The organism is Kineosporia succinea (genome assembly GCF_030811555.1).
GTDB lineage: Bacteria > Actinomycetota > Actinomycetes > Actinomycetales > Kineosporiaceae > Kineosporia > Kineosporia succinea.
Map to the genome: position 1 here is coordinate 1,575,970 of NZ_JAUSQZ010000001.1, position 21,293 is coordinate 1,597,262.

Annotated in this window: 21 protein-coding genes and 1 riboswitch; of the genes, 6 read left to right on the forward strand and 15 right to left on the reverse strand. The window is 69.1% G+C overall.

Annotation, left to right across the window (positions count from 1 at the left end; genetic code table 11):
• The first annotated feature begins 160 nt into the window (after positions 1-160).
• Together J2S57_RS07000 and J2S57_RS07005 are read left to right on the forward strand one after the other, a co-directional pair.
• Positions 161-1,108: a cation diffusion facilitator family transporter gene (locus J2S57_RS07000; RefSeq protein ID WP_370882585.1), complete on the forward strand. Its 948-nt coding sequence runs from the start codon at positions 161-163 to the stop codon at positions 1,106-1,108.
• A 287-nt stretch (positions 1,109-1,395) separates the two neighbouring features.
• Positions 1,396-2,895, forward strand: coding sequence for an amino acid permease (locus J2S57_RS07005; RefSeq protein WP_307239644.1), 1,500 nt, complete (start codon positions 1,396-1,398; stop codon positions 2,893-2,895).
• A gap of 74 nt (positions 2,896-2,969) precedes the next feature.
• Here the strand turns inward: J2S57_RS07005 and J2S57_RS07010 are convergent, their stop codons facing one another.
• Positions 2,970-4,091: an NDMA-dependent alcohol dehydrogenase gene (locus tag J2S57_RS07010; protein ID WP_307239646.1), complete on the reverse strand. Its 1,122-nt coding sequence runs from the start codon at positions 4,089-4,091 to the stop codon at positions 2,970-2,972.
• 206 nt (positions 4,092-4,297) lie between these two features.
• Here J2S57_RS07010 and J2S57_RS07015 point away from each other — a divergent pair, with 206 nt between their 5' ends.
• Positions 4,298-4,933 carry a TetR/AcrR family transcriptional regulator gene (locus tag J2S57_RS07015; RefSeq protein ID WP_307239648.1) on the forward strand — a complete coding sequence of 212 codons (636 nt, stop codon included), beginning with the start codon at positions 4,298-4,300 and terminating at the stop codon, positions 4,931-4,933.
• On the opposite strand, the gene paaI is transcribed toward J2S57_RS07015, so the two are convergent.
• The 9 genes from paaI to paaA are packed head-to-tail and all read right to left on the reverse strand — an operon-like array spanning position 4,886 to position 11,771.
• Complete coding sequence (gene paaI, locus J2S57_RS07020) at positions 4,886-5,332, reverse strand: hydroxyphenylacetyl-CoA thioesterase PaaI (RefSeq protein ID WP_307239650.1); 447 nt, start codon at positions 5,330-5,332, stop codon at positions 4,886-4,888. The genes J2S57_RS07015 and paaI overlap by 48 nt on opposite strands.
• Entirely contained in the window at positions 5,329-6,171 is an 843-nt protein-coding gene (locus J2S57_RS07025) for a 3-hydroxyacyl-CoA dehydrogenase family protein (RefSeq protein WP_307239653.1), read from the reverse strand. The genes paaI and J2S57_RS07025 overlap by 4 nt, the downstream gene beginning before the upstream one ends.
• Complete coding sequence (locus J2S57_RS07030; RefSeq protein WP_307239655.1) at positions 6,168-6,908, reverse strand: enoyl-CoA hydratase/isomerase family protein; 741 nt, start codon at positions 6,906-6,908, stop codon at positions 6,168-6,170. Before J2S57_RS07030 ends, J2S57_RS07025 begins: the two co-directional genes overlap by 4 nt.
• Positions 6,905-8,083: a thiolase family protein gene (locus tag J2S57_RS07035; RefSeq protein WP_307239657.1), complete on the reverse strand. Its 1,179-nt coding sequence runs from the start codon at positions 8,081-8,083 to the stop codon at positions 6,905-6,907. The genes J2S57_RS07030 and J2S57_RS07035 overlap by 4 nt, the downstream gene beginning before the upstream one ends.
• 16 nt (positions 8,084-8,099) lie before the next feature.
• Positions 8,100-9,182 carry a 1,2-phenylacetyl-CoA epoxidase subunit PaaE gene (gene paaE / locus J2S57_RS07040; protein ID WP_307239660.1) on the reverse strand — a complete coding sequence of 361 codons (1,083 nt, stop codon included), beginning with the start codon at positions 9,180-9,182 and terminating at the stop codon, positions 8,100-8,102.
• Positions 9,182-9,661: a 1,2-phenylacetyl-CoA epoxidase subunit PaaD gene (paaD, locus tag J2S57_RS07045; RefSeq protein ID WP_307239662.1), complete on the reverse strand. Its 480-nt coding sequence runs from the start codon at positions 9,659-9,661 to the stop codon at positions 9,182-9,184. Before paaD ends, paaE begins: the two co-directional genes overlap by 1 nt.
• 2 nt (positions 9,662-9,663) lie before the next feature.
• Positions 9,664-10,545, reverse strand: coding sequence for a 1,2-phenylacetyl-CoA epoxidase subunit PaaC (gene paaC, locus J2S57_RS07050; protein ID WP_307239664.1), 882 nt, complete (start codon positions 10,543-10,545; stop codon positions 9,664-9,666).
• A gap of 10 nt (positions 10,546-10,555) precedes the next feature.
• A complete protein-coding gene (gene paaB, locus J2S57_RS07055; protein WP_307239666.1) occupies positions 10,556-10,846 on the reverse strand; it encodes a 1,2-phenylacetyl-CoA epoxidase subunit PaaB in 291 nt (96 codons plus the stop codon).
• The gene (gene paaA / locus J2S57_RS07060; RefSeq protein WP_307239668.1) at positions 10,839-11,771 is read right to left on the reverse strand and encodes a 1,2-phenylacetyl-CoA epoxidase subunit PaaA; all 933 of its coding nucleotides are present in this window, start codon (positions 11,769-11,771) and stop codon (positions 10,839-10,841) included. Before paaA ends, paaB begins: the two co-directional genes overlap by 8 nt.
• Positions 11,772-11,883: 112 nt before the next feature.
• On the opposite strand from paaA, the gene paaZ reads away from it, so the two are divergent.
• Complete coding sequence (paaZ, locus tag J2S57_RS07065; RefSeq protein WP_307239670.1) at positions 11,884-13,899, forward strand: phenylacetic acid degradation bifunctional protein PaaZ; 2,016 nt, start codon at positions 11,884-11,886, stop codon at positions 13,897-13,899.
• Positions 13,896-14,669, forward strand: a complete 774-nt coding sequence (locus J2S57_RS07070) for an enoyl-CoA hydratase/isomerase family protein (RefSeq protein ID WP_307239672.1) — start codon at positions 13,896-13,898, stop codon at positions 14,667-14,669. The genes paaZ and J2S57_RS07070 overlap by 4 nt, the downstream gene beginning before the upstream one ends.
• Here the strand turns inward: J2S57_RS07070 and J2S57_RS07075 are convergent.
• The 5 genes from J2S57_RS07075 to nrdH form a co-directional block, all read right to left on the reverse strand.
• The gene (locus J2S57_RS07075; protein ID WP_370882586.1) at positions 14,666-15,814 is read right to left on the reverse strand and encodes an Nramp family divalent metal transporter; all 1,149 of its coding nucleotides are present in this window, start codon (positions 15,812-15,814) and stop codon (positions 14,666-14,668) included. The two genes, J2S57_RS07070 and J2S57_RS07075, sit on opposite strands and share 4 nt — an antisense overlap.
• Before the next feature lie 62 nt (positions 15,815-15,876).
• Positions 15,877-16,842 carry a class 1b ribonucleoside-diphosphate reductase subunit beta gene (nrdF, locus tag J2S57_RS07080; protein WP_370882443.1) on the reverse strand — a complete coding sequence of 322 codons (966 nt, stop codon included), beginning with the start codon at positions 16,840-16,842 and terminating at the stop codon, positions 15,877-15,879.
• A 33-nt stretch (positions 16,843-16,875) separates the two neighbouring features.
• Positions 16,876-18,957 carry a class 1b ribonucleoside-diphosphate reductase subunit alpha gene (gene nrdE / locus J2S57_RS07085; protein WP_370882587.1) on the reverse strand — a complete coding sequence of 694 codons (2,082 nt, stop codon included), beginning with the start codon at positions 18,955-18,957 and terminating at the stop codon, positions 16,876-16,878.
• Between the two features lie 62 nt (positions 18,958-19,019).
• Positions 19,020-19,427, reverse strand: coding sequence for a class Ib ribonucleoside-diphosphate reductase assembly flavoprotein NrdI (gene nrdI / locus J2S57_RS07090; RefSeq protein WP_307239678.1), 408 nt, complete (start codon positions 19,425-19,427; stop codon positions 19,020-19,022).
• A 1-nt stretch (position 19,428) separates the two neighbouring features.
• Positions 19,429-19,674 (reverse strand): glutaredoxin-like protein NrdH, encoded by a 246-nt coding sequence (gene nrdH / locus J2S57_RS07095; protein ID WP_307239680.1) that lies wholly within the window; start codon positions 19,672-19,674, stop codon positions 19,429-19,431.
• 122 nt (positions 19,675-19,796) lie between these two features.
• Positions 19,797-20,008: riboswitch (cobalamin riboswitch) on the reverse strand.
• Positions 20,009-20,121: 113 nt separating this feature from the next.
• Between nrdH and J2S57_RS07100 the strand changes: the two genes are divergently transcribed.
• A complete protein-coding gene (locus J2S57_RS07100) occupies positions 20,122-21,282 on the forward strand; it encodes a CapA family protein (RefSeq protein WP_307239682.1) in 1,161 nt (386 codons plus the stop codon).
• Positions 21,283-21,293 lie beyond the last annotated feature (11 nt).

The window sequence follows — 21,293 nt, forward strand, 5'->3', positions numbered from 1 at the left end:
CAAGCCGTTACTCTCACAGCCGGGTCACAGCTACGCACTTACCCGGCGGGCGGGCCGGTACCGATCGTGTTAGACCTGCCGCATGCCCGGTGACCCACAGAACGAAGCACTTCCGACCAGGGCCGACCAGGTACCGGAACCGTCGATCGTCCACATCCCGATGGAACTCACCGGGGAGGACGGCGGTGACGAGAGCACTCTCACGATCGCGGTGGCCTTCGCCGCCAATCTCCTCATCGCGATAGCGAAGTCGGTCGCCGCCGTCCTCACCGGCTCGGCCTCCCTGGTCGCCGAGGCGGCGCACTCCTGGGCCGACACCGGCAACGAGATCTTCCTGGTCGTCGCCAACCGCCGGTCCCGCCGGGCGGCCGACGCCACGCATCCGCACGGCTACGGCCGGGAGGCCTACGTCTGGTCGATGTTCGCGGCGCTCGGCCTGTTCGTCGCCGGGGCCGCGGTGTCCGTGACCCACGGCGTGCAGGAGCTGTTCAACGGCGAGGAGGCCGGCGACTTCATCATCGGCTACGTCGTGCTCGCGGTCTCGTTCCTGCTCGAGGGCACGTCGTTCCTGCAGTCGCTGCGCCAGGCCCGGCCGGAGGCCGCGTCGATGCAGCGCGACGTGTTCGAGCACGTGCTCCAGACCTCCGACCCGACGCTGCGGGCGGTGTTCTTCGAGGACTCGGCCGCGCTCATCGGCATCCTCATCGCCGGCGGCGGGCTGGCCCTGCACCAGATCACCGGCTCCCCGATCCCCGACGCGATCGGCTCGATCCTGGTCGGCCTGGTGCTCGGGGTGGTCGCGATCGTGCTGATCCAGCGCAACCGCAGCTTCCTGATCGGTCAGGAGGCCGACCCGCGCGTGCGGTCCCAGGTGATCCAGGCCCTCCTGGAGCTCCCCGAGGTGGCCCGGGTGACCTACCTGCGCATCGAGATCATCGGCCCGCGCATGGTCACCCTGATCGGCGACGTCGACCTGGCCGGTGACGACGTGGAGTCCCACCTGGCGGTGCGGCTGCGGGCCCTGGAGGCCAAGATCGCGGCGTCCCCCGCCGTGGCCGGCGTGGTGCTGAGCCTCTCCTCGCCCGACGAGGCCTCGCTCGAGGCCTGACCGGAAGCCCCACCAGAAGCCTGACGAGAAGCCCGGCCAGAAGCCCGACGAGAAGCCCGGTCGGAAGCCCGGTCGGAAGCCCGGTCGGAAGCCCGGCCAGCACCCCGGCCGAAGGCCCGCCCCGCGCTCGTTCCCGCGTTCCGGTGGCGCATCCACCGCCGGGGGCTTACTACTGGTTCACGCGCACTCTAGAACTGAATTCTGATAGTTGACCCGGTCATGGGCGAGGGGGACGTCGTGGAGGGCGCCTGACCGCGCCCTGGCCCCGGCTGGAAGAAGGTGCCGAGATGGCCCTGACCACAGGACCGGGCGGAGGCGGGCGTTTCTCCCGTCTGGCCCACGACTCCCGTGTCGCCACCCGCAACATGACCACCCGGCGTTCCCTCGAGAGCCTCACCGCCGAACCCGACGACAATGACGGCACCCAGCTGAAACGGGCCGTCGGCGCCACCCAGCTCACCGCGCTGGGCATCGGCGGCACCATCGGCACCGGCATCTTCGTCGTCATCGGCGAGGGCGCGTCCCTGGCCGGCCCGGCGGTCGTGCTCTCGTTCGTGCTGGCCGCCGTGGCCTGCATGTTCTCCGCCCTCAGCTACGCCGAGCTGGCCTCCAGCATCCCGGTCTCGGGCAGCGCCTACACCTACTCCTACGCCACTCTCGGCGAGCTGGTGGCCTGGATCATCGGCTGGGACCTGATCCTCGAGTACGGCGTCTCGGTCGCCGGCATCGCGGTCGGCTGGGGCGGCAACCTGAACGCCTTCTTCGACAACGCCTTCGGCTGGGAACTGCCAACCGCCATCGCGAAGTCACCGGAGGACGGCGGGGTCCTGAACCTGCCCGCCGTCTTCATCGTGCTCGCGATCACCCTGGTGCTGGTGCTCGGCGTGCGCGAGAGCGCCCGCGTCAACCTGGTGATGGTCGGCATCAAGATGGCGATCCTGGTCTTCTTCATCATCATCGCGTTCGCCAACTTCAGCTCCGGCAACCTCACCCCGTTCGCCCCCGAGGGCCAGGACGGCGTGGTCAGCGCGGCCGCGGTGATCTTCTTCGCCTTCATCGGCTTCGACGCGATCAGTACCGGCAGCGAGGAGGCCCGAAACCCCAAGCGCGACCTGCCGATCGCCATCCTCGCCAGCCTGGCCATCGTCACCGTCTTCTACGTGCTGGTCTCGCTCGGCGCGGTCGGGCTGGCCAGCACCGACCAGCTCTCCGGCAGCGACGCCCCGCTGGCCGCCGCCCTCGACGACGGCGCGGGCATCACCTGGGCCGCCGCGCTGCTGAGTTTCGGCGCCCTGATCGCCATCACCAGCGTCTGCCTGGTGATCCTCTTCGGCCAGACCCGCATCTTCTACTCGATGTGCCGCGACGGCCTGCTGCCGCGGAACCTGGCCCGGATCAGCCCGCGTTTCGGCACGCCGGCCCGACTGACGGTGCTTCTCGGTGTCCTGGTGGCGATCCTGGCCGCGCTGGTGCCGCTGAGCGAGATCGTGAAGCTGGTCAACATCGGCACGCTCTTCGCGTTCATCCTGGTCAACGCGGGCGTGATCATCCTCAAGTACAAGAACCCGGAGTTCCCGCGGGCCTACCGGGTGCCGCTCAACCCGCTGCTCCCGCTCATCGGCATCGGTTTCGCGGCCTACCTGATGAAAGACCTGCCGGGCGAGACCTGGCTGCGGTTCGCCGTCTGGCTGCTGGCCGGCCTGGTGATCTACGCGGTCTACGGCTACCGGCACTCGCGTCTGCGCACCGAGCCCGACCGGGCCGCCCGGCCCGTGGTCGGCGAGTAACCGGCGCGGAGGACGCGTCGGTGAGATTCGCGCGAATCTCACCGACGCGGGGCCCCAGGCCCAGGGGCCTCGTCTCAGTAGACGATCACACCGCGAATGTTCGTGCCCGCGTGCATGTCCCGGTAGGCCTCGGCCACCTCATCGAGCGTGTACTCCTTGGTGACCAGCGCGTCCAGCTTGAGATCGCCCGTGCGGTAGAGCCGCAGGAAGTTCGGGATGTCGAACCGCGGGTTCGACTCACCGAACAGCGAGCCCTGGAGCCGCTTCTGCATGAGCGTGAGGTCGCCCAGCGAGATCGGCGCCCCGACCTCGGTGAGGTCGCCGAGGCCGGTGAGCACCACCGTGCCGGCCTTGCGGATCGAGGCCAGGCCTTCGGCCACGTGCTCCCCCTTCACCACCCCGATCGTGATGATGGTCGAGTCGGCGCCCTGGCCGTTCGTGATCGACCGGGCGTACTCGGTGGCCTCGGCGATGTTCGAGAAGGCGTGCGTGGCGCCGAACTCGTGTGCGACCTTCTGCTTGAACGGCGCCGGGTCGACGGCGATCACCGCGCGCGCCCCGGCGAAACGGGCGCCCTGCAACGCGTTCGCGCCGATGCCTCCGATCCCGGCGACGATCACCACGTCACCGGTCTTCACGTTCGCCGAGCGGGTGGCCGCACCCCAGCCGGTCGGCACGCCGCAGCCGATCAGCGCGGCGAGCTTGAGCGGGATGTCCTTGTCGATCTTGACCACGGAATCGACCGAGGCGGTGGTGTACTCGGCGAAGGTCGAGATGCCGCACTGCTGCCCGACGGGCTTGCCGTTCTCGGTCATCCGGAAGCTGGTCGGGTCTTCGGCCCGGGCGCCGGTGAGCAGCGAGGCGCCGAGGTCACAGAGGTTGCTCAGGCCCCGGGCGCAGAACTCGCAGTGGCCGCAGGCGGGCAGGAACGAGAAGACGACGTGGTCACCGACCTCGTAGCCGGGGGTGTTCGGGCCGACCGCGGTGACCACGCCCGCACCCTCGTGACCGCCCGCGTACGGATACACCGCCACCGGTACGTCGCCGGTGGCCACGTGGTCGTCGGAGTGGCACAGACCGGATGCCGCGAGCTTGACCGTGACCTCGTTCTGGCGCGGGTCGTCGAGCTCGACCGTGGCGGTCTCGTAGGTGCCCGGGGCCTGTCGCACCAGGGAGACGCGGGTGGTGATCGGCATGATGGTTCCTCTCGGTCGGCCCTCGTCGGCTTCCGTCCAGAGTCCTCCGTACCGATCCGTAGGACTTGCTTCCCGGCGCACGGAAGTCACCGTTGCGCGCCAGGAGTTGTTGAAACAGAGCAGTTTTCGGGACGATTGAGGACGTTATGGCCGAGTTTGGGCGCCCCGGTCCGGCTCTTCGGGGGCACGCGTGAGAGTCTGGACCCGTGACCAGCGCCGCCGTTCCCGAGCCGTCGGCCCCGCGACGCCGAGGCCGGCCCGGCCACGACCAGGCCACGGTGCTGCGCACAGCGGTCGACCTGTTCAACCGCCGCGGCTACGACGCCACCAGCATGGGCGACCTGGCCAAGGAACTGGGCCTCACCAAGGCCGCGATCTACCACCACGTCGACGGCAAGGAGCAACTGCTGTCCGCGGCGCTCAACGACGCGCTCGACGAGCTGGAAGCGGTTGTCGAAGAGGCGATCCGCGACGAGGGCACGAACGCCCACGAGCGCCTGCGTTCGGTGGTGCGGCGCAGCGTCGAGGTGCTGATGGCCCACCAGCCGAGTGTCACGCTGCTGCTGCGGGTCCGGGGCAACAGCGAGGTCGAGGTCGCCGCGCTGGCCCGGCGCCGCCGGCTCGACGACCAGCTGGCCGAGCTGGTGTCCGAGGCGGCGCGCGAGGGCTCGCTGCGCGCCGACATCCCGCCCCGTCTGGTCAGCCGTCTGCTGTTCGGGATGGTCAACTCGCTGGTCGAGTGGTACCACTCAGAGGGTTCCTACGATCCGGCCACGGTGGCCGGCGCCGTGACGTCACTGGCCTTCGAGGGCCTGACCGATCGGCCGGCCCAAAGACCGTGACCGCCCGCGGAACTCGGCAATGACGACCTCCGGTTCCGCACACCGCACCACCGTCACGTCGTACAGCCCGGAACGCCCGCGCCGCGCCTTCTCGAACGCCCGGGCCTCGAGCCGGTCGCCGAGCCGCGCGGACTCCAGGAACGTGATGTCGAATCCGGCCGCCACCGTCACGTCGCCATAGGTGTTGCAGGCCGCGGCGAACGCCGTGTCGGCGAGCGACGCGATCAGCCCGCCGTGGCAGAGGTCGTAGCCGTTGGTCATGTCCTCGCGCACGAGCATCGACACCACCGAGCGTCCGGGGGTCACGAGTTCCAGCTTCATCCCCAGGGCGGCGCTGGCCCGGTCACCGCCGAGCATGGCGGCGACCGAGCGTTCGGCCAGCTGCTGCTCGTCGCTCACCACTCGTAGAACCCCTTCCCGGTCTTGCGGCCCAGGTGCCCGGCCGCGACCAGATCACGGAGCAGCCGCGGCGGCTCGAAGCGCGGGCCGAGTTCGCGGGCCAGGTGCTCGGCGATGGCCAGGCGCACGTCCAGGCCCACGATGTCGGTCGTGCGCAGCGGTCCGGTCGGGTGGCGGTAGCCCAGGGTCATGGCGGTGTCGACGTCCTCCGCCGAGCCCACGCCCTCCTCGACCATCCGGATCGCCTCCAGCGCCAGCGAGACCCCGAGCCGGCTGCTGGCGAAACCCGGCGAGTCGGTCACCGTGATCGCTGTCTTGCTCAGCGCCGCAACCCATTCCCGGGCCCGGACGACCAGCGCGTCCGCGGTCTGCGCCCCCACCACGATCTCGACCAGGCTGCTCACCGGCACCGGGTTGAAGAAGTGCAGCCCCAGAAAGTTCTCCGGCCGCTCGAGGGCTCCCGCGAGCCCGTCGATCGACAGGCTGCTGGTGTTCGAGGCCACCACCGCTTGCGGCGCGTGCTTCTCGATCGTCCGCAGGACACCGGCTTTCAGGTCCACGTCCTCGGGGACGGCCTCGACCACGAGGGAGGCGCCGGACAGGACCGACGCGTCATCAGTGGCGTGCAGCCGGTCGATCAGATCCTCGACGGACGACGAGAGCGCACCCTTGGCAGCCGCTTTCGCCAACCCGGCCGCGATCCGCTCGCGCGCCGCGGCCGCGAACCCGGGCGAGCTCTCCACCACCGTGACCGAACTGCCCGCGGTCAGGAACACCTGGGCGATACCCGCCCCCATGCGTCCTCCGCCGTAGACCCCGACATGCTCCGGAACGCTCACGACTTCCTCCGCTTCTCCAGGAAAGCCGTCATCCGCGTGTGCTTCTCCTCGGTCTCGAACAGCACCGCCTGCGCCAGGTCGTCGATCACCGGGTGGGCGCCGTGCGGTGCGTGCATCACGGTCTTGGTCAGGCGGGTGGCCAGCGGGGCCTGCGCCGCGATCCGGTCGGCCCAGCGGTGCCCGGCCGCGAGCAGGTCCTCCGCCTCGACGATCTCGTTCAGCAACCGCACCTCGCGCGCCTCCTCGGCGCCGAGAATCCGCCCGGCGAGCAGGATCTCCTTGGCCAGCGGTTCTCCGACCAGCTCGAGCAGACGCCACGACGCGCCGGCCGCGGCCAGGATGCCCAGGCCGGTCTCCGGGTTGCCGATCTTCGTGGCGGGCGTGCCGATCCGGAAGTCGCAGGCGTAGGCCAGTTCCGCTCCCCCACCCAGCGCGTAGCCGTCGACCAGGCCGATCGTGGGCATGGGCAGCCGGTGGATCCGGTCGAAGATCGTCGAGTTGATGCCCTGCAACGCCGCGTCGCGCCGGCGCTCGCGCAGCTGGGCGATGTCGGCCCCGGCCGCGAACGTCCCGCCCTCGCCGGTGACCAGCACGATCCGGGGCTCGGCCTCGACCTCGGAACAGGCCGCGTGCAGGGCGTCGACGAGCTCCTTGTCGATCGCGTTGCGGCGCTCGGGCCGGTTCAGGCGCCAGAGGACGCGGTCCTTGTGGTCTTCCGTGATCAGCGGCGCGCTCATGCCCGCTCCACCAGCAGGGCACTGCCCTGCCCCACGCCGACGCACATCGTGGCCAGGCCCTTCCGGGCGTCCGTGCGCTCCATCCGCCCGAGCAGCGTGACCAGGATGCGGGTGCCGCTGGCCCCGAGCGGGTGCCCGAGCGCGATCGCCCCACCGTCGGCGTTCACGCGATCCGGGTCGAGCCCGAGATCGCTCATGCAGGCCAGACTCTGCGAGGCGAAGGCCTCGTTGAGCTCGATCGTGTCGAGGTCGTCGACCGACCAGCCCACCCGGGTCAGGGCTTTCAGCGTGGCCGGCACCGGCCCGATCCCCATGACCTCGGGCGGGACCCCGGCGCTGGCCGCCGCCACCAGCCGGGCCCTCGGCCGGAGCCCCAGCCGGGAAGCAATCCGCTCGCTCACGATCACCACCGCCGCCGCCCCGTCGTTCAGCGAGCTGGAGTTGCCCGCCGTGACCCGCCCGTCCGGCCCGTTCACCGGACGCAACCGGGCCAGCCGCTCGAGACTGGTGTCCGCGCGCGGCCCCTCGTCCACGTCCACCACACCGCCCTTGACCGGGACCGGCACGATCTCGTCCGCGAAGCGTCCCTCCTTGATCGCCGCGAGCGCCCGCTCGTGCGACCGCAACGCGAACGCGTCGAGCTGCTCCCGGCCGAGCTTCCAGCGTTCGGCCACGTTCTCGGCGGTCTGCGGCATGCTCGCGGTGGTGGACTCGTCGAACCGGGGGTTGGTGAATCGCCATCCGATCGACGAGTCGAACGAGGCTCCCGGTTTGGCGAACGCCTTGGCGGGCTTCTCCGTCACCCAGGGTGCGCGCGTCATCGACTCCACGCCACCGGCGACCACGACGTCGGCGTCCCCGGCCGCGATCAGGGCCCGCGCGGTGGCGACGGAGGTGAGGCCGCTGGCACAGAGCCGGTTCACGGTGAACCCGGGAATCGTGTCGGGCAGACCGGCCAGCAGCACGGCCATCCGGGCGACGTTGCGGTTGTCCTCGCCGGCCTGGTTCGCGGCGCCGAACACCACCTCGTCGATCAGCGCGGGATCGATGCCGGCCCGTCGCACCGCTTCACCGACCACGAGTGCGGCGAGGTCGTCGGGCCGCACGTGGGCGAGCGCGCCGCCGTACCGGCCGATCGGAGTGCGGACTCCGGCGACGACGAAGGCTTCAGTCATGGGGGTTCTCCACTGATCAGGCGTCGAAATCAACGGTCACGCAGTCACTCACCGGGAAGGTCTGGCAGGTGAGCACGAACCCGGCCTCCACCTCCGCCGGTTCGAGGGCGTAGTTGCGGCGCATGTCCACCTCGCCGTCGCGCACCACCGCCCGGCAGGTGCCGCACACCCCGCCCTTGCAGGCGAAGGGCAGGTCGGCGCGGGTGGCCTGGGCGCCGTCGAGCACGGTGACGTCACGGGACACGGACGCGGTGGCGCGCAGGCCGTCGAGCACGGTGGTGAGTTCGGTGGTCTCCCCCTCGACCGCACCTTCGGGGCGGCGAGGCCGGGGCGGCGGCGCGTCCACGTAGAACAGCTCGACGTGGATGCGGTCGGCGGGCACGTCCAGCGAGAGCAGCACCGCGCGGGCCGACTCCACCAGTTCCAGCGGACCGCACAGCCACACGTGGTCGAACGTCTCCACCGGCACCAGCTCGGTCAGCAGGCGGCGCACCCGGTCGGCGTCGAGCCGGCCCGAGAACAGCTCCACGTCACGGGGTTCACGCGAGAGCACGTGCACGACCTGCAGCTGCGGCCCGTGGGCGTTCTTCAGGTCGCCCAGCTCCTCGGCGAACATCACGGTGCGGCTGTTGCGGTTGCCGTAGAGCAGGGACACGTGGGCCGACGGATGCTGCAGCACGGTCGAGGCCACGCTCAGCATCGGCGTGATGCCCGACCCGGCGGCGATGCACAGGTGCCGCTCGCCCTTCGACGCGTCGGCCCGCCAGGACCCGGCCGGGGGCGCCACCTCTATCTCGTCACCGGGGCGCACCTCACGCACGAGCCACGACGAGAACATCCCGTCGGGGATCTCGCGGACGCCGATGCGGGGACGACTGCCGGCGGGTGAGCAGATCGAGTACGAGCGCCGGTGCTCCACCCCGTCGACCGTCCGGCGCAGGGTCAGTGACTGGCCCGCTTCGAAGGCGAACGTGCTCTCGAGCCCCGGGGGCACGTCGAACGTCACCGCGGCCGCGTCCTCGCAGAGCCGCTCCACCGCCCGCACCGTCAGCCGGTGGAACCCGGCGCGGGCCTGGACCGGTTCGAGAAGTAACGTCATCAGATCTCTTTCACGTGCTCGAAGGGCTCGAGGCAATCGTCGCAGCGGTAGAGGGCCTTGCACGCGGTCGCACCGAACTCCGAGCTCAGCCGGGTGTTCGCGGATCCGCAGCGCGGGCAGTGCAGCCGGCGCCGGGTCGGGCCGAGCGAGAGCCCCACCGAGCGGCGCACACTCCCGGGCGCCGACAGGCCGTGCTCGGTCAGGGCCCGGCGGCCCTTCGCCGTGATCCAGTCGCTCGACCACGGTGGGTCGAGCGTCACCCGCACCTCGACCCGCTCGAAACCCGCGTCGTTCAGCCGGTGCACGAGATCGTCGCGCATCGTCGCCATCGCCGGGCACCCCAGGTAGGTGGGCGTGATCGACGCGACGACCACGTCGTCCTTCATCTCGACCGAGCGCAGGACGCCGAGATCCTCGAGCGTGAGCATCGGCATCTCGGGATCGGTGACGGTGCGCGCCACGTCGTAGGCGGTGGTCATCGTCACCACCGCCCGCTCGGGTGCGCCCGCGCGACCACCTGCATCTCGGCCAGCAGAAGACTGAGGTGCTCGGTGTGCACGCCGTCCCGCCCGAACCGCCCGCCGACCCCGGCCAGTGCGCCCTTCGACGGACGCTCCACCCCACTGGTCGCGAGCACCTGCTCGAGCACCGCGTCCACCGCCGCGGAGACCGTCGACGGATCGACCCCGACATCGGTCACCGAGGCGTCCGCCGCCGTCAGTTCGCCGCGGAAGACCCACAGTTCGTCGAGCGCCGCGAGCAACCGCCGGTGCGACTCCTGCGTTCCCCGGGCCAGGGTCAGGAACCAGCGGCCCGACCAGTCCCGGTGGTACGACAGCTCTTTCACCCCGCGCGTGGCCACCGCCGCGAGCACGTGGTCCCGGCTGAGGCGCAGCCGCTCGAGCACCTCGAACCGGGCCACCGAGAACAGCAGCAGCCGCACGACCACGTGGGCGAAGTCCCCGTTCGGCACCTCGGCCAGGCGCACGTTGCGGAACTGCCCGGCCTCCCGGAAGAACGCGAGCGCGTCCTCGGGCGGAACCGGTGATCCCTCCGGCAGTTCCGGCACGATCCCGGGCGAGGCCGCGGCGGCCCGGGCCAGCAGCAGCCGGGCCTGGCCGAGCAGGTCGAGCGCCAGGTTCGCCAGCGCCACGTCGTCTTCCATCTCGGGCGCGCGGCTGCACCACTCGGCCAGGCGCTGCGACATGATCAGCGCGTCGTCGGCGAGACCCAGGCAGTACCGCGCCAGTTCGTCCGGATCGACGCCGGCCGGGATGCTGGTGTCGACCCCGGCCAGGGGGTCCTCGAAGTCGGTGCCGAACGCCCACTGCGAGGAGTCGGCCTCGAAATCGTCGTCGTGCATCGAGCTCTCCTCACATGTGGGGGACGTCGTCGGGGATCGTGTAGAAGGTCGGGTGGCGGTAGACCTTGTCGCCGCTCGGGGCGAACAACGCATCCTTCTCGTCGGGACTGGAGGCGGTGATGGCGTCGGCCTTCACCACCCAGATGCTCACGCCCTCGTTGCGGCGGGTGTAGACGTCGCGGGCGTTGCGCAGGGCCATCCCGTCGTCGGCGGCGTGCAGCGAGCCGACGTGAACGTGGTTGAGGCCGCGCTTGCCGCGCACGAAAATCTCGTACAGGGGCCATTCCCGACGATCAGTCACCGATCTCCCCTCCTGCGGCGAACGCCGTGGCGGCCTCGCGCACCCACGCCCCGTCCTCGTGCGCCCTGCGCCGGTGTTCGATGCGCTGCGCGTTGCAGGGCCCGTCACCGCGGATCACCGCCGCGAGCTCGTCCCAGTCCGGTTCGCCGAAGTCGTAGTGCTCCCTCGACGCGTTCCAGGCCAGCGAGGGATCCGGCAGGCAGATCCCCAGCGCGTCGGCCTGGGGCACGGTCATGTCCACGAACTTCTGCCGCAGGTCGTCGTTGGAGTTGCGCTTGATGCCCCACGCCATCGACCGCTCACTGTTGGGCGAGTTCTCGTCGGGCGGGCCGAACATCATGAGAGACGGCCACCAGAAACGGTTCACCGATTCCTGCACCATCTCCTGCTGCTCGGGGGTGCCGCGCATCATCGTCATCAGCAGCTCGTACCCCTGCCGCTGGTGGAACGACTCCTCCTTGCAGATCCGGATCATGGCCCGCCCGTACGGCCCGTACGAGGTACGGCACAGCGGCACCTGGTTGCAGATGGCCGCACCGTCGACGAGCCAGCCGATCGTGCCGACGTCCGCGTAGCTGAGCGTGGGGTAGTTGAAGATCGAGGAGTACTTCTGCTTGCCGGTGAGCAGGTTGTCGACCAGCTCGTCGCGGCTGACGCCCAGGGTCTCGGCCGCGGAGTAGAGGTAGAGCCCGTGGCCGGCCTCGTCCTGCACCTTGGCCAGCAGGATCGCCTTGCGGCGCAGCGAGGGCGCGCGGCTGATCCAGTTGCCCTCGGGCTGCATCCCGATGATCTCGGAGTGGGCGTGCTGGGCGATCTGCCGCACCAGCGTGCGCCGGTAGGCGTCGGGCATCCAGTCCCGGGGCTCGATCCGGTCGTGGCGCGCGATCACCTCGTCGAAGTGCGCCTCAACTGCACTGTCGGTCATCGCCGCCTCCATCGCCGCCGGGCTACTCGCCATTTACTTACCGATCGGTCTGTAATAACGTGACACGAGTCGGGGCCGAACGCAATGGGGTGTTCCAAGAAAGGGGCCGCACGTGACCACGCTTCTGGAGAGTTACGCCGCCGGGCACTGGTTCCGGGCGTCCGACGAGGGTGAACCCCTGCTCGACGCCACCACCGGCGAGGAGGTCGCCCGCATCTCCGCCCGCGGGCTCGACTACGCCGCGATGGTGAATCACGCCCGCTCGGTGGGCGGGCCGGCCGTGCGGGCCCTGACCTTCCACCAGCGGGCCAAGCTGATCAAGACGCTCGCGCAGTACCTGAACGAGCACAAGCCGGAGCTCTACGACCTGAGCGTGCGCACGGGCGCCACCACCCGCGACACCGCGGTGGACGTCGACGGCGGCATCGGCACTCTCTTCAGCTTCGCGTCCAAGGGCGTGCGGGAACTGCCGAACGACACCATCGCGTTCGACGGAAACCTGGAAACCCTGGGCAAGCACGGCACTTTCGTGGGCCAGCACGTCTACACCAGCAGGCCCGGTGTCACCGTGCAGATCAACGCGTTCAACTTCCCGGTCTGGGGCATGCTCGAGAAGCTGGCCCCGGCGTTCCTGGCCGGCCTGCCCTCGATCGTGAAGCCGGGCAGCCAGACGGCCTATCTGACCGAGCGCACGGTGCGGCTGATCATCGCCTCGGGAATCCTGCCCGAGGGCGCTGTGCAGCTCGTCTCGGGCAGTGCGGGTTCCCTGCTCGACGAGCTCGGCGTGCACGACAGCGTGGCCTTCACCGGCTCCGCGCACACGGCGGGCATCCTGCGGCGGCACCCGAACGTGCTCGACGGGGGCGTGCACCTGGGCGTCGAGGCCGACTCGCTGAACTGCTCGGTGCTCGGGCCCGACGTGCAGTCCGGTGATCCGGAGTTCGACCTGTTCGTGAAGGGCGTCGTCACCGAGATGACGGTGAAGGCCGGGCAGAAGTGCACGGCTATCCGGCGGGTCATCGTGCCGGCTGCGGTTGCTTCGTCCGTCTCGGACGCGCTGGCGGCGCGACTGGCCACGATCACGGTCGGCGACCCGCGCGATCCCGACGTGCGCATGGGGGCGCTGGCCAGTCTGGGGCAGCGCGACGAGGTGCGTAAGGCGGTCGAGGCGCTGCGGTCCGAGGCCGAGTTGGTCTTCGGCGATCCTTCTCGCTCGATGGGGGACGCACGGGGCGCGTTTCTCTCGCCCCTTCTGTTGCGTGCCCGGCCGGGTGCGGTGCAGCCGCACGACGTGGAGCCGTTCGGCCCGGTCAGCACCGTGCTCACCTACGACACGCTCGACGAGGCGGTGACCCTGGCGGCCCGGGGCAAGGGCAGCCTGGTCGGGTCGGTGGTCACGCACGACGGGGCGGTCGCCCGGCACCTGGTGCTCGGGCTGGCGCCCTGGCACGGCCGGATCCTGGTGCTCGACCGCGACGACGCGAAAGAGTCCACCGGGCACGGCTCTCCGCTGCCGATGCTGGTGCACGGCGGGCCGGGGCGGGCCGGGGGCGGCGAGGAGCTCGGCGGTGTCCGCGGGGTGCTCGGGCACATGCAGCGCACGGCGATCCAGGCCTCGCCCGACCAGCTCACGGCGATCACGGGGCGGTGGACGCCCGGCGCTCGGCGTCTGGCTCCTTCGGAGCACCCCTTCCGGTACTCGCTGGCTCAGCTTCAGGTGGGCCACAGCATCACCACCGAGGGCCGCACCGTCACTCTCGACGACATCGAGCACTTCGCCGAGTTCACAGGTGACCACTTCTACGCACACACCGACGCGGAAGCGGCGGCTCGGAACCCGCTCTTCGGCGGCATCGTGGCCCACGGCTACCTGGTGGTCTCGCTGGCGGCCGGGCTGTTCGTCGACCCGGCGCCGGGTCCGGTGCTGGCCAACTTCGGGGTCGACGGCCTGCGGTTCCTCACCCCGGTCAAGGTCGGCGACACCATCTCGGTGCAGCTCACGGTCAAGCAGATCACGCCGCGCAACAGTGCCGACTACGGCGAGGTGCGTTGGGACGCCGTGGTCACCAACCAGGACGGGTCGCCGGTGGCGACCTACGACGTGCTGACGCTGGTGGCCAAGTCATGACGGTCACGGTGTCGCGGGAGGGGGCGGTCGCGGTGGTGACCATCGACCGCCCCCGGCGCCGCAACGCCCTCGATGCCGTCACGAAGAAGGCCCTGCGTGCCGCCCTCGTCTCCGTGGCCGAGGCGCCCGACGTGCGGGCGGTGGTCCTGACCGGTGCCGGCGGTTCGTTCTGCGGTGGGCAGGACCTGGCCGAGCACGCCGCCGCGCTGGCGGCCGACGCCTCACACGCCTTCGACACGGTCGAGGCCGACTACGCCCCGATCGTCACGGCGCTGGCCACGATGCCGAAGCCGGTGATCGCGGCGGTGTCCGGCACCTGCGTGGGAGCCGGCCTGGCCCTGGCCCTGGCCTGCGACCTGCGGGTGTTCGCCGACGACGCGGTGCTGTCCACGGCCTTCACCGCGATCGGCCTGACCTGTGACTCCGGCCTGTCGCTGACCCTGACCCGTTCGGTGGGCGAGTCGAGGGCGAAGGAGCTCCTGCTGCTGGGGTCGTCGTTCAGCCCGGCCGAGGCGGTGTCGTGGGGCGTGGCGGGGTCGGTGGTGCCCGGCTCTGAGGTGCTTTCGGAGGCGTCGTCCCTGGCCGGCCGATTGGCAGCCGGCCCGACCCGGGCCTACGCCGAGACGAAGAGCCTGGTGAACAGCGCCCTCCTGGCCGAGGTTCTGCACCGGGAGGCGCTGGCCCAGGCCCGTCTGGGACTCAGCCACGACCACCCGGCGGCGGTCTCGGCGTTCCTCGCCAAGGAGCGTCCGTCGTTCGAAGGCCGTTAGAAGGTCAGCACCAGCAGCACCACGTTCAGGCCGATGATCAGGGCGCAGGCCGCCCCGGCCGCGAGCGTGGTCCAGCGGGCGTTGACGTGCTCGCCCATCAGCGCCCGGTCCGAGGTCAGCCGCAGCAACGGCACCAGCGCGAACGGGATGCCGAACGACAGCACCACCTGCGAATAGATCAGCGCCGTCGTGGGATCGGCGCCCAGCGACAGCAGCACCAGGGCGGGCACGGCCGTGACCAGACGCCTGACGGCCAGCGGGATCTGACGGCGCAGCAGGCCGCCCATGATCACCGAACCGGCGTAGGAACCCACCGCGGTCGAGGCCAGGCCCGAGAACAGCAGGCCCACCGCGAAGAACAGCGCCACCGCCGGACTGATCGCGGCGCCGAGGGCCGCGTGCACGCCCTCGATCGAGTCCACGCCGCCCATCCCCTGCAGCGCGCCCGCGCCCAGGAGAAGCAGCGACAGGTTCACCGCGCCGGCCGCGAGCAGGGCTACGCCGACGTCGGTACGCGTGGCGGCGAGAACCCTCGGCTTGTCTTCGTGGTGGCCGTGCCGGTCGGCCGCCAGCGCCGAGTGGGCGTAGATGGCGTGCGGCATCACGGTGGCGCCGAGCATGCCCACCGCGAGCAGCAGGCTGTCGGTGCCCTCGAGACGCGGCACCAGGCCGGACATCACGCCGGACGCACTCGGCGGGGCGAAGAACAGTCCCGCGGTGAAGCCGACGAAGACCAGGCAGAGCATCGCCACGACGATGCGCTGGAACCCGCCCGATCCCAGCACGAGCATCGAGACCACCGTGGTGATCAGGGCTCCCGGCACCAGGGGCACACCGAAGAGCAGGTTCAGGGCCAGGGCGCCGCCGACGATCTCGGCGAGATCCGTTGCCATGGCGACCAGTTCGGCCTGGAGCCAGTAAGCGATCCGGGCCTTGCGGCCGAGGCGTGACCGCAGCACCGCCGGCAGCGACTGCCCGGTGACGATGCCGAGCTTGGCCGAGAGGAACTGCAGCGCAGCGGCGATCAGGTTGGCACCGACGATCACCCAGACCAGCAGGTACCCGTAGGTGGCGCCGGCCGTGGTGTTGGTCGCGACATTGCCCGGGTCGACGTAGGCCGCGGCGGCCACGAGGGCCGGGCCCATCAGGACAGCTATGCCCTTCAGGCCCGGCCTCGCGCTCTTCCCGGTCCGGTCGCGGGCGGGAGCTAGAAGTCCCAATCCTCGTCCTCGGTGTTCACGGCCTTGCCGATCACGTACGACGAACCGGAACCCGAGAAGAAGTCGTGGTTCTCGTCCGCGTTCGGCGAGAGCGCCGACAGGATCGCCGGGTTCACGTCGGTCTCGTCCTTCGGGAACAGCGCCTCGTAACCGAGGTTCATCAGCGCCTTGTTCGCGTTGTAGCGCAGGAACTTCTTGACGTCCTCGGTCAGGCCGAGCGGGTCGTAAAGGTCTTGCGTGTACTCGACCTCGTTCTCGTACAGCTCGAACAGGAGGTTGAAGGTGTACTCCTTCAGGTCGTCCCGTTCCTGAGACGTGACCAGCTCCAGGCCCTTCTGGAACTTGTACCCGATGTAGTACCCGTGCACCGCCTCGTCACGGATGATGAGACGGATCAGGTCGGCCGTGTTCGTCAGCTTCGCCCGGCTCGACCAGTACATCGGCGCGTAGAAGCCGGAGTAGAACAGGAACGACTCGAGCATGGTCGAGGCGACCTTGCGCTTCAGCGGGTCGTCACCGTTGTAGTAGCTGAGCACGATCTCGGCCTTGCGCTGCAGGCTCGGGTTCTCCTCCGACCAGCGGAACGCCTCGTCGATCTCGCGGCTGGAGATCAGCGTGGAGAAGATCGACGAGTACGAGCGCGCGTGCACGGACTCCATGAACGCGATGTTCGTGTAGACGGCCTCTTCGTGCGGCGTCAGCGAGTCCGGGATCAGGCTGACCGCGCCGACCGTGCCCTGGATGGTGTCGAGCAGCGTCAGACCGGTGAAGACCCGCGTCGTCATCTGCTTCTCGACATCGGTGAGCGTGGCCCACGACTGGATGTCGTTGCTCAGCGGCACCTTCTCCGGCAGCCAGAAGTTGCCGGTGAGACGGTCCCAGACCTCGAGGTCCTTCTCGTCCTGCAGTTTGTTCCAGTTGATCGCCTGGACCCGATCGATCAGCTTGACCACAACGTCCTCAATTCTGTTAAAGCGACTGACAACTCAGAGCATGCAGGAGACGCAGCCCTCGACCTCGGTGCCCTCGAGGGCGAGCTGCCGGAGCCGGATGTAGTACAGCGTCTTGATGCCCTTGCGCCACGCGTAGATCTGGGCCTTGTTGATGTCGCGGGTGGTGGCGGTGTCCTTGAAGAACAGCGTCAGCGACAGACCCTGGTCGACGTGCTGCGTCGCCTCGGCGTAGGTGTCGACGATCTTCTCGAAGCCGATCTCGTACGCGTCCTGGTAGTACTCCAGGTTGTCGTTCGTCATGAACGGCGCCGGGTAGTACACGCGGCCGAGCTTGCCCTCCTTGCGGATCTCGATCTTGGAGACGATCGGGTGGATCGAGGAGGTCGAGTTGTTGATGTACGAGATCGAGCCGGTCGGCGGAACCGCCTGCAGGTTCTGGTTGTACAGGCCGTGCTCGCGCACCGACTCGGCGAGTTCCGCCCAGTCCGCCTGCGTCGGGATGGTGACCGACGCGTCCGCGAACATCTGCCTGACGCGAGCGGTCTTCGGCTCCCAGGTCTTCGTCACGTACTTCTCGAAGTACGAGCCGTCGGCGTACTTCGACTTCTCGAAACCGGCGAAGCGCGAGTTCCGCTCCTTGGCGAGCAGATTCGAGGCACGGTAGGCGTGGTACGCCACCGTGTAGAAGTAGATGTTCGTGAAGTCCAGGCCCTCTTCGGAGCCGTAGAAGACCCGCTCACGCGCCAGGTACCCGTGCAGGTTCATCTGGCCCAGGCCGATGGCGTGACCGCCGGCGTTGGCCCGCTTGATCGAGGGGACCGACTCGATGGACGTCTGGTCGGACACCGCGGTCAGCGCGCGGATCGCGGTCTCGATGGTGCGGCCGAAGTCGGGCGAGTCCATCGTCAGCGCGATGTTGAGAGAGCCCAGGTTGCAGGAGATGTCGCGGCCGATGTGGTCGTACGACAGGTCCGTGTTGAACGTGGACGGCGTGGAGACCTGGAGGATCTCGGAGCACAGGTTGGAGTGCGTGATCCGGCCCTCGATCGGGTTCTCCCGGTTCGCCGTGTCCTCGAAAAGGATGTACGGGTAGCCGGATTCGAACTGCAGCTCGGCGAGGGTCTGGAAGAAGTCCCGGGCGTTGATCTTCTTCTTCTTGATCTGGCCGTTGTCGACCATGTCCCGGTAGTTCTCGCTGATGCTCACGTCGGCGAAGGGCTTTCCATAGACGCGCTCCACGTCGTACGGCGAGAACAGGTACATGTCCTCGTTCTTCTTCGCCAGCTCGAACGTGATGTCCGGGATGACGACGCCCAGCGAGAGCGTCTTGATCCGGATCTTCTCGTCCGCGTTCTCCCGCTTGGTGTCGAGGAACTGCATGATGTCGGGGTGGTGCGCGTGCAGGTACACTGCGCCCGCGCCCTGACGCGCGCCGAGCTGGTTGGCGTACGAGAACGAGTCCTCGAGCAGCTTCATCACCGGAATGACGCCGGACGACTGGTTCTCGATGTGCTTGATCGGGGCGCCGTGCTCACGGATGTTGCTCAGGAGCAGGGCCACACCACCGCCGCGCTTGGACAGCTGCAGGGCGGAGTTGATGCCGCGGGCGATCGACTCCATGTTGTCTTCGATACGCAGAAGGAAGCAGGAGACCGGCTCACCGCGCTGGGCCTTGCCCAGGTTGAGGAAGGTCGGGGTAGCCGGCTGGAAACGGCCGGAGACGATCTCGTCCACCAGCTGCAGGGCGAACTCCTCGTTGCCCTCGGCCAGGGCCAGCGCCACCATCGCGACCCGGTCTTCGAAGCGCTCCAGGTAACGCTTGCCGTCGAACGTCTTCAGCGTGTACGAGGTGTAGTACTTGAACGCGCCGAGGAAGGTCGGGAACCGGAACTTCTTCGAATAGGCGTGCTGGTAAAGACGCTTGATGAACGCGCGGTCGTACTTCTCGAGCGTCTCAGGCTCGTAGTACTTGTTCTCGACCAGGTAGTCGAGCTTCTCGTCGAGGTCGTGGAAGAACACCGTGTTCTGGTTCACGTGCTGCAGGAAGTACTGCCGCGCCGCTTCCCGGTCTTTCTCGAACTGGATCTCGCCGCTGGGACCGTAGAGGTTCAGCATGGCATTCAGCGAGTGGTAGTCGAGGCTGACCGGATTGGTCTCGATGACCTGGAGGTCGTCCTTCACACCGGCTGTCGTTGCCAAAATCGTTCCAATCCCTCGCGGACGCGTTCCACGTCCTCGGTCGTTCCCATGAGCTCGAAGGCGAACAGGTAAGGCACCTGACACTTCGCCGCGATGATGTCACCGGCGATGCAGTACGCAGTGCCGAAATTCGTGTTCCCCGCCGCGATCACGCCGCGAATGAGTGAGCGGTTGACCTCGTCGTTGAGGAACCGGATCACCTGCCGGGGAACCGCGCCACCGTCGTTGCCACCGCCGTAGGTCGGCACCACGAGCACGTAGGGCTCCTGGGCGTGCAGGAAGGGGTCTGTGGGCCGGAGCGGGATGCGCTCGGCGGGCAGGTCCAGCTTCTGCACGAAGCGGTGGGTGTTCTCGGAGGCGCTGGAAAAATAGACCAGCCTGGTCAATTCAGGCTACGGCGGCCGCGGCCTGAACCACCAGCGCGCGGATGCGGTCGGGGCGGTAGCCCGACCAGTGGTCCTCGCCGGCCACCACGACGGGGGCCTGGAGGTAACCCAGCGACAGCACGTGCTCGCGGGCCGCGTCGTCCTGCGTGATGTCGATGACCTCGTAGGCGAGGCCGGACTTCTCCAGGGCGCGCTTGGTCGCGTCACACTGCACGCAGGCCGGCTTGCTGTAAACGGTAATCGTCATAGGGCACATCCCGATCGTCATGAAAGTCAGGAGCGCGGGGGTGGTTCCCGGGGAAGACAGCGCTGTATGGCTTATCACCCGGCACCGTCCCTCGCGGCTCCACGGACGCGCGCCGCCCCAAGGGGCGACGCACATCACTGGCAGGTCTTCGGACTCGCGGGCGCGCGCCGAGGCGCATCTAGTGGCCGTCGCTTCCCGGGCGCCGAGGGCGCCCAGTGCTGTTGACGGCGGTCGTTCCCGCTCACCGCTGCGGGGCAGTCCCGGATTCACGCCGGGTTCCCTCTTACGACGCCCTACCTGGCCGGCAGGGCGAACCAGCAACAGGGAGCACCATATGCCGTGCGCCCCCCTTCTCGCGACACAACATGTTGTGGGCGTGTCGGATCCTCTGTCCGGACACTGGTAATTCTGGACCCGCTGTGATCAAGCATCACCAGGCGGCGACCGATGCATCAGCGACCCCACCTTGAGGGGCCGATCGGGTGGCATCGATGTCAGGAGCTTGGTGGTGGGCGCAGCGTGATCGACCGGCACCGCGTACGTAACCTGACGAGCGCAGCCGTGCTGATCCTGGCGGCGGCCTGTTCCTCCTCCAGCGGCTACGTGACGTCGGCGGACCCTGCGGACGCCCCAGCCTACGCGGCTCCCCCGCGCGTCCCGGACGTGACCAAGCCCACCGTCACACCGAGGAAGAAACTCCATAAGGGACGCGTACGCCTGGCTTTCGCGGGTGACGTCCATTTCCAGGGGGCGTCGGCGAGCGCATTGGGGGGCGACATCGGCAGCGCCGGAAAGATTCTGTCGAAGGCCGATCTGGCGGTGGTGAATCTGGAGACCGCGATCACCTCCGGGGGTACGGCCGAGCCCAAGCAGTACACGTTCCGGTCGCCTTCTTCGGGGCTGACGGCTTTGCGCCGGAATGGCGTGGACGTGGTCACGGTGGCGAACAATCACGGAATGGATTACGGGCGCACCGGTCTGGAAGACACACTGAAGGCCGGAAAGCGCTCGGGAATGCCGATGATCGGGGCCGGGCTGAACGCCGACCAGGCTTTCACGCCCTATCGCCGCACGATTCACGGGGTGCGTCTTTCGGTCTTCGGGGCGACGGACGTGCTCGACAGCTTCGCCACGTCGTCCTGGCCGGCGACCACCTCGCGACCCGGGCTGGCGTCGTCCAAGGACCCGGCCCGGCTCCTGAGAGCGGTGCGTGAGGCTTCCTTGACGGATGTCGTTGTGGTGGTGCTGCATTGGGGTGTGGAGCGGCAGTCCTGCCCGTCGGCGCGGCAGCGTGAGCTGGCTGCGTCACTGACGTCGGCGGGGGCGAGTGTGGTGGTGGGCAGCCACGCGCACGTGCTCGAGCCGGCGGTGCGGTCGGGGCGGACAGCGGTTCATTACGGGCTGGGCAATTTCGTCTTCTACGCCCGGGGTGGGGCCGGTGCGGAGACGGGGGTCTACAACGTCGTGGTGGATCGGGGCGGTGTGGTGAGTACGTCGTGGGTTCCGGCCCGTATCAATGGTGGACGCCCGGAACTGTTGCGTGGTTCGGTCGCCGAGGCGGCGGTTGCGGCGCAGAAGGCCCTGACCTCGCGCTGCGGCGTGATCTGATCCGGCCGTCT

Excerpts from the sequence above, each read along its gene's own strand:
- paaE (WP_307239660.1), bottom strand. The coding sequence starts at position 9,182 with ATGACGTTACTTCTCGAACCGGTCCAGGCCCGCGCCGGGTTCCACCGG.
- paaA (WP_307239668.1), bottom strand. The coding sequence starts at position 11,771 with ATGACCGACAGTGCAGTTGAGGCGCACTTCGACGAGGTGATCGCGCGC.
- J2S57_RS07075 (WP_370882586.1), bottom strand. The coding sequence starts at position 15,814 with ATGGGCCCGGCCCTCGTGGCCGCCGCGGCCTACGTCGACCCGGGCAAT.
- paaD (WP_307239662.1), bottom strand. The coding sequence starts at position 9,661 with ATGACCACCGCCTACGACGTGGCGCGCACCGTCACCGATCCCGAGATG.
- nrdH (WP_307239680.1), bottom strand. The coding sequence starts at position 19,674 with ATGACGATTACCGTTTACAGCAAGCCGGCCTGCGTGCAGTGTGACGCG.
- J2S57_RS07000 (WP_370882585.1), top strand. The coding sequence starts at position 161 with ATGGAACTCACCGGGGAGGACGGCGGTGACGAGAGCACTCTCACGATC.
- nrdE (WP_370882587.1), bottom strand. The coding sequence starts at position 18,957 with ATGCTGAACCTCTACGGTCCCAGCGGCGAGATCCAGTTCGAGAAAGAC.
- J2S57_RS07030 (WP_307239655.1), bottom strand. The coding sequence starts at position 6,908 with ATGAGCGCGCCGCTGATCACGGAAGACCACAAGGACCGCGTCCTCTGG.
- J2S57_RS07010 (WP_307239646.1), bottom strand. The coding sequence starts at position 4,091 with ATGCCGATCACCACCCGCGTCTCCCTGGTGCGACAGGCCCCGGGCACC.
- J2S57_RS07035 (WP_307239657.1), bottom strand. The coding sequence starts at position 8,083 with ATGACTGAAGCCTTCGTCGTCGCCGGAGTCCGCACTCCGATCGGCCGG.
- J2S57_RS07005 (WP_307239644.1), top strand. The coding sequence starts at position 1,396 with ATGGCCCTGACCACAGGACCGGGCGGAGGCGGGCGTTTCTCCCGTCTG.
- J2S57_RS07070 (WP_307239672.1), top strand. The coding sequence starts at position 13,896 with ATGACGGTCACGGTGTCGCGGGAGGGGGCGGTCGCGGTGGTGACCATC.
- J2S57_RS07100 (WP_307239682.1), top strand. The coding sequence starts at position 20,122 with ATGCATCAGCGACCCCACCTTGAGGGGCCGATCGGGTGGCATCGATGT.
- paaC (WP_307239664.1), bottom strand. The coding sequence starts at position 10,545 with ATGCACGACGACGATTTCGAGGCCGACTCCTCGCAGTGGGCGTTCGGC.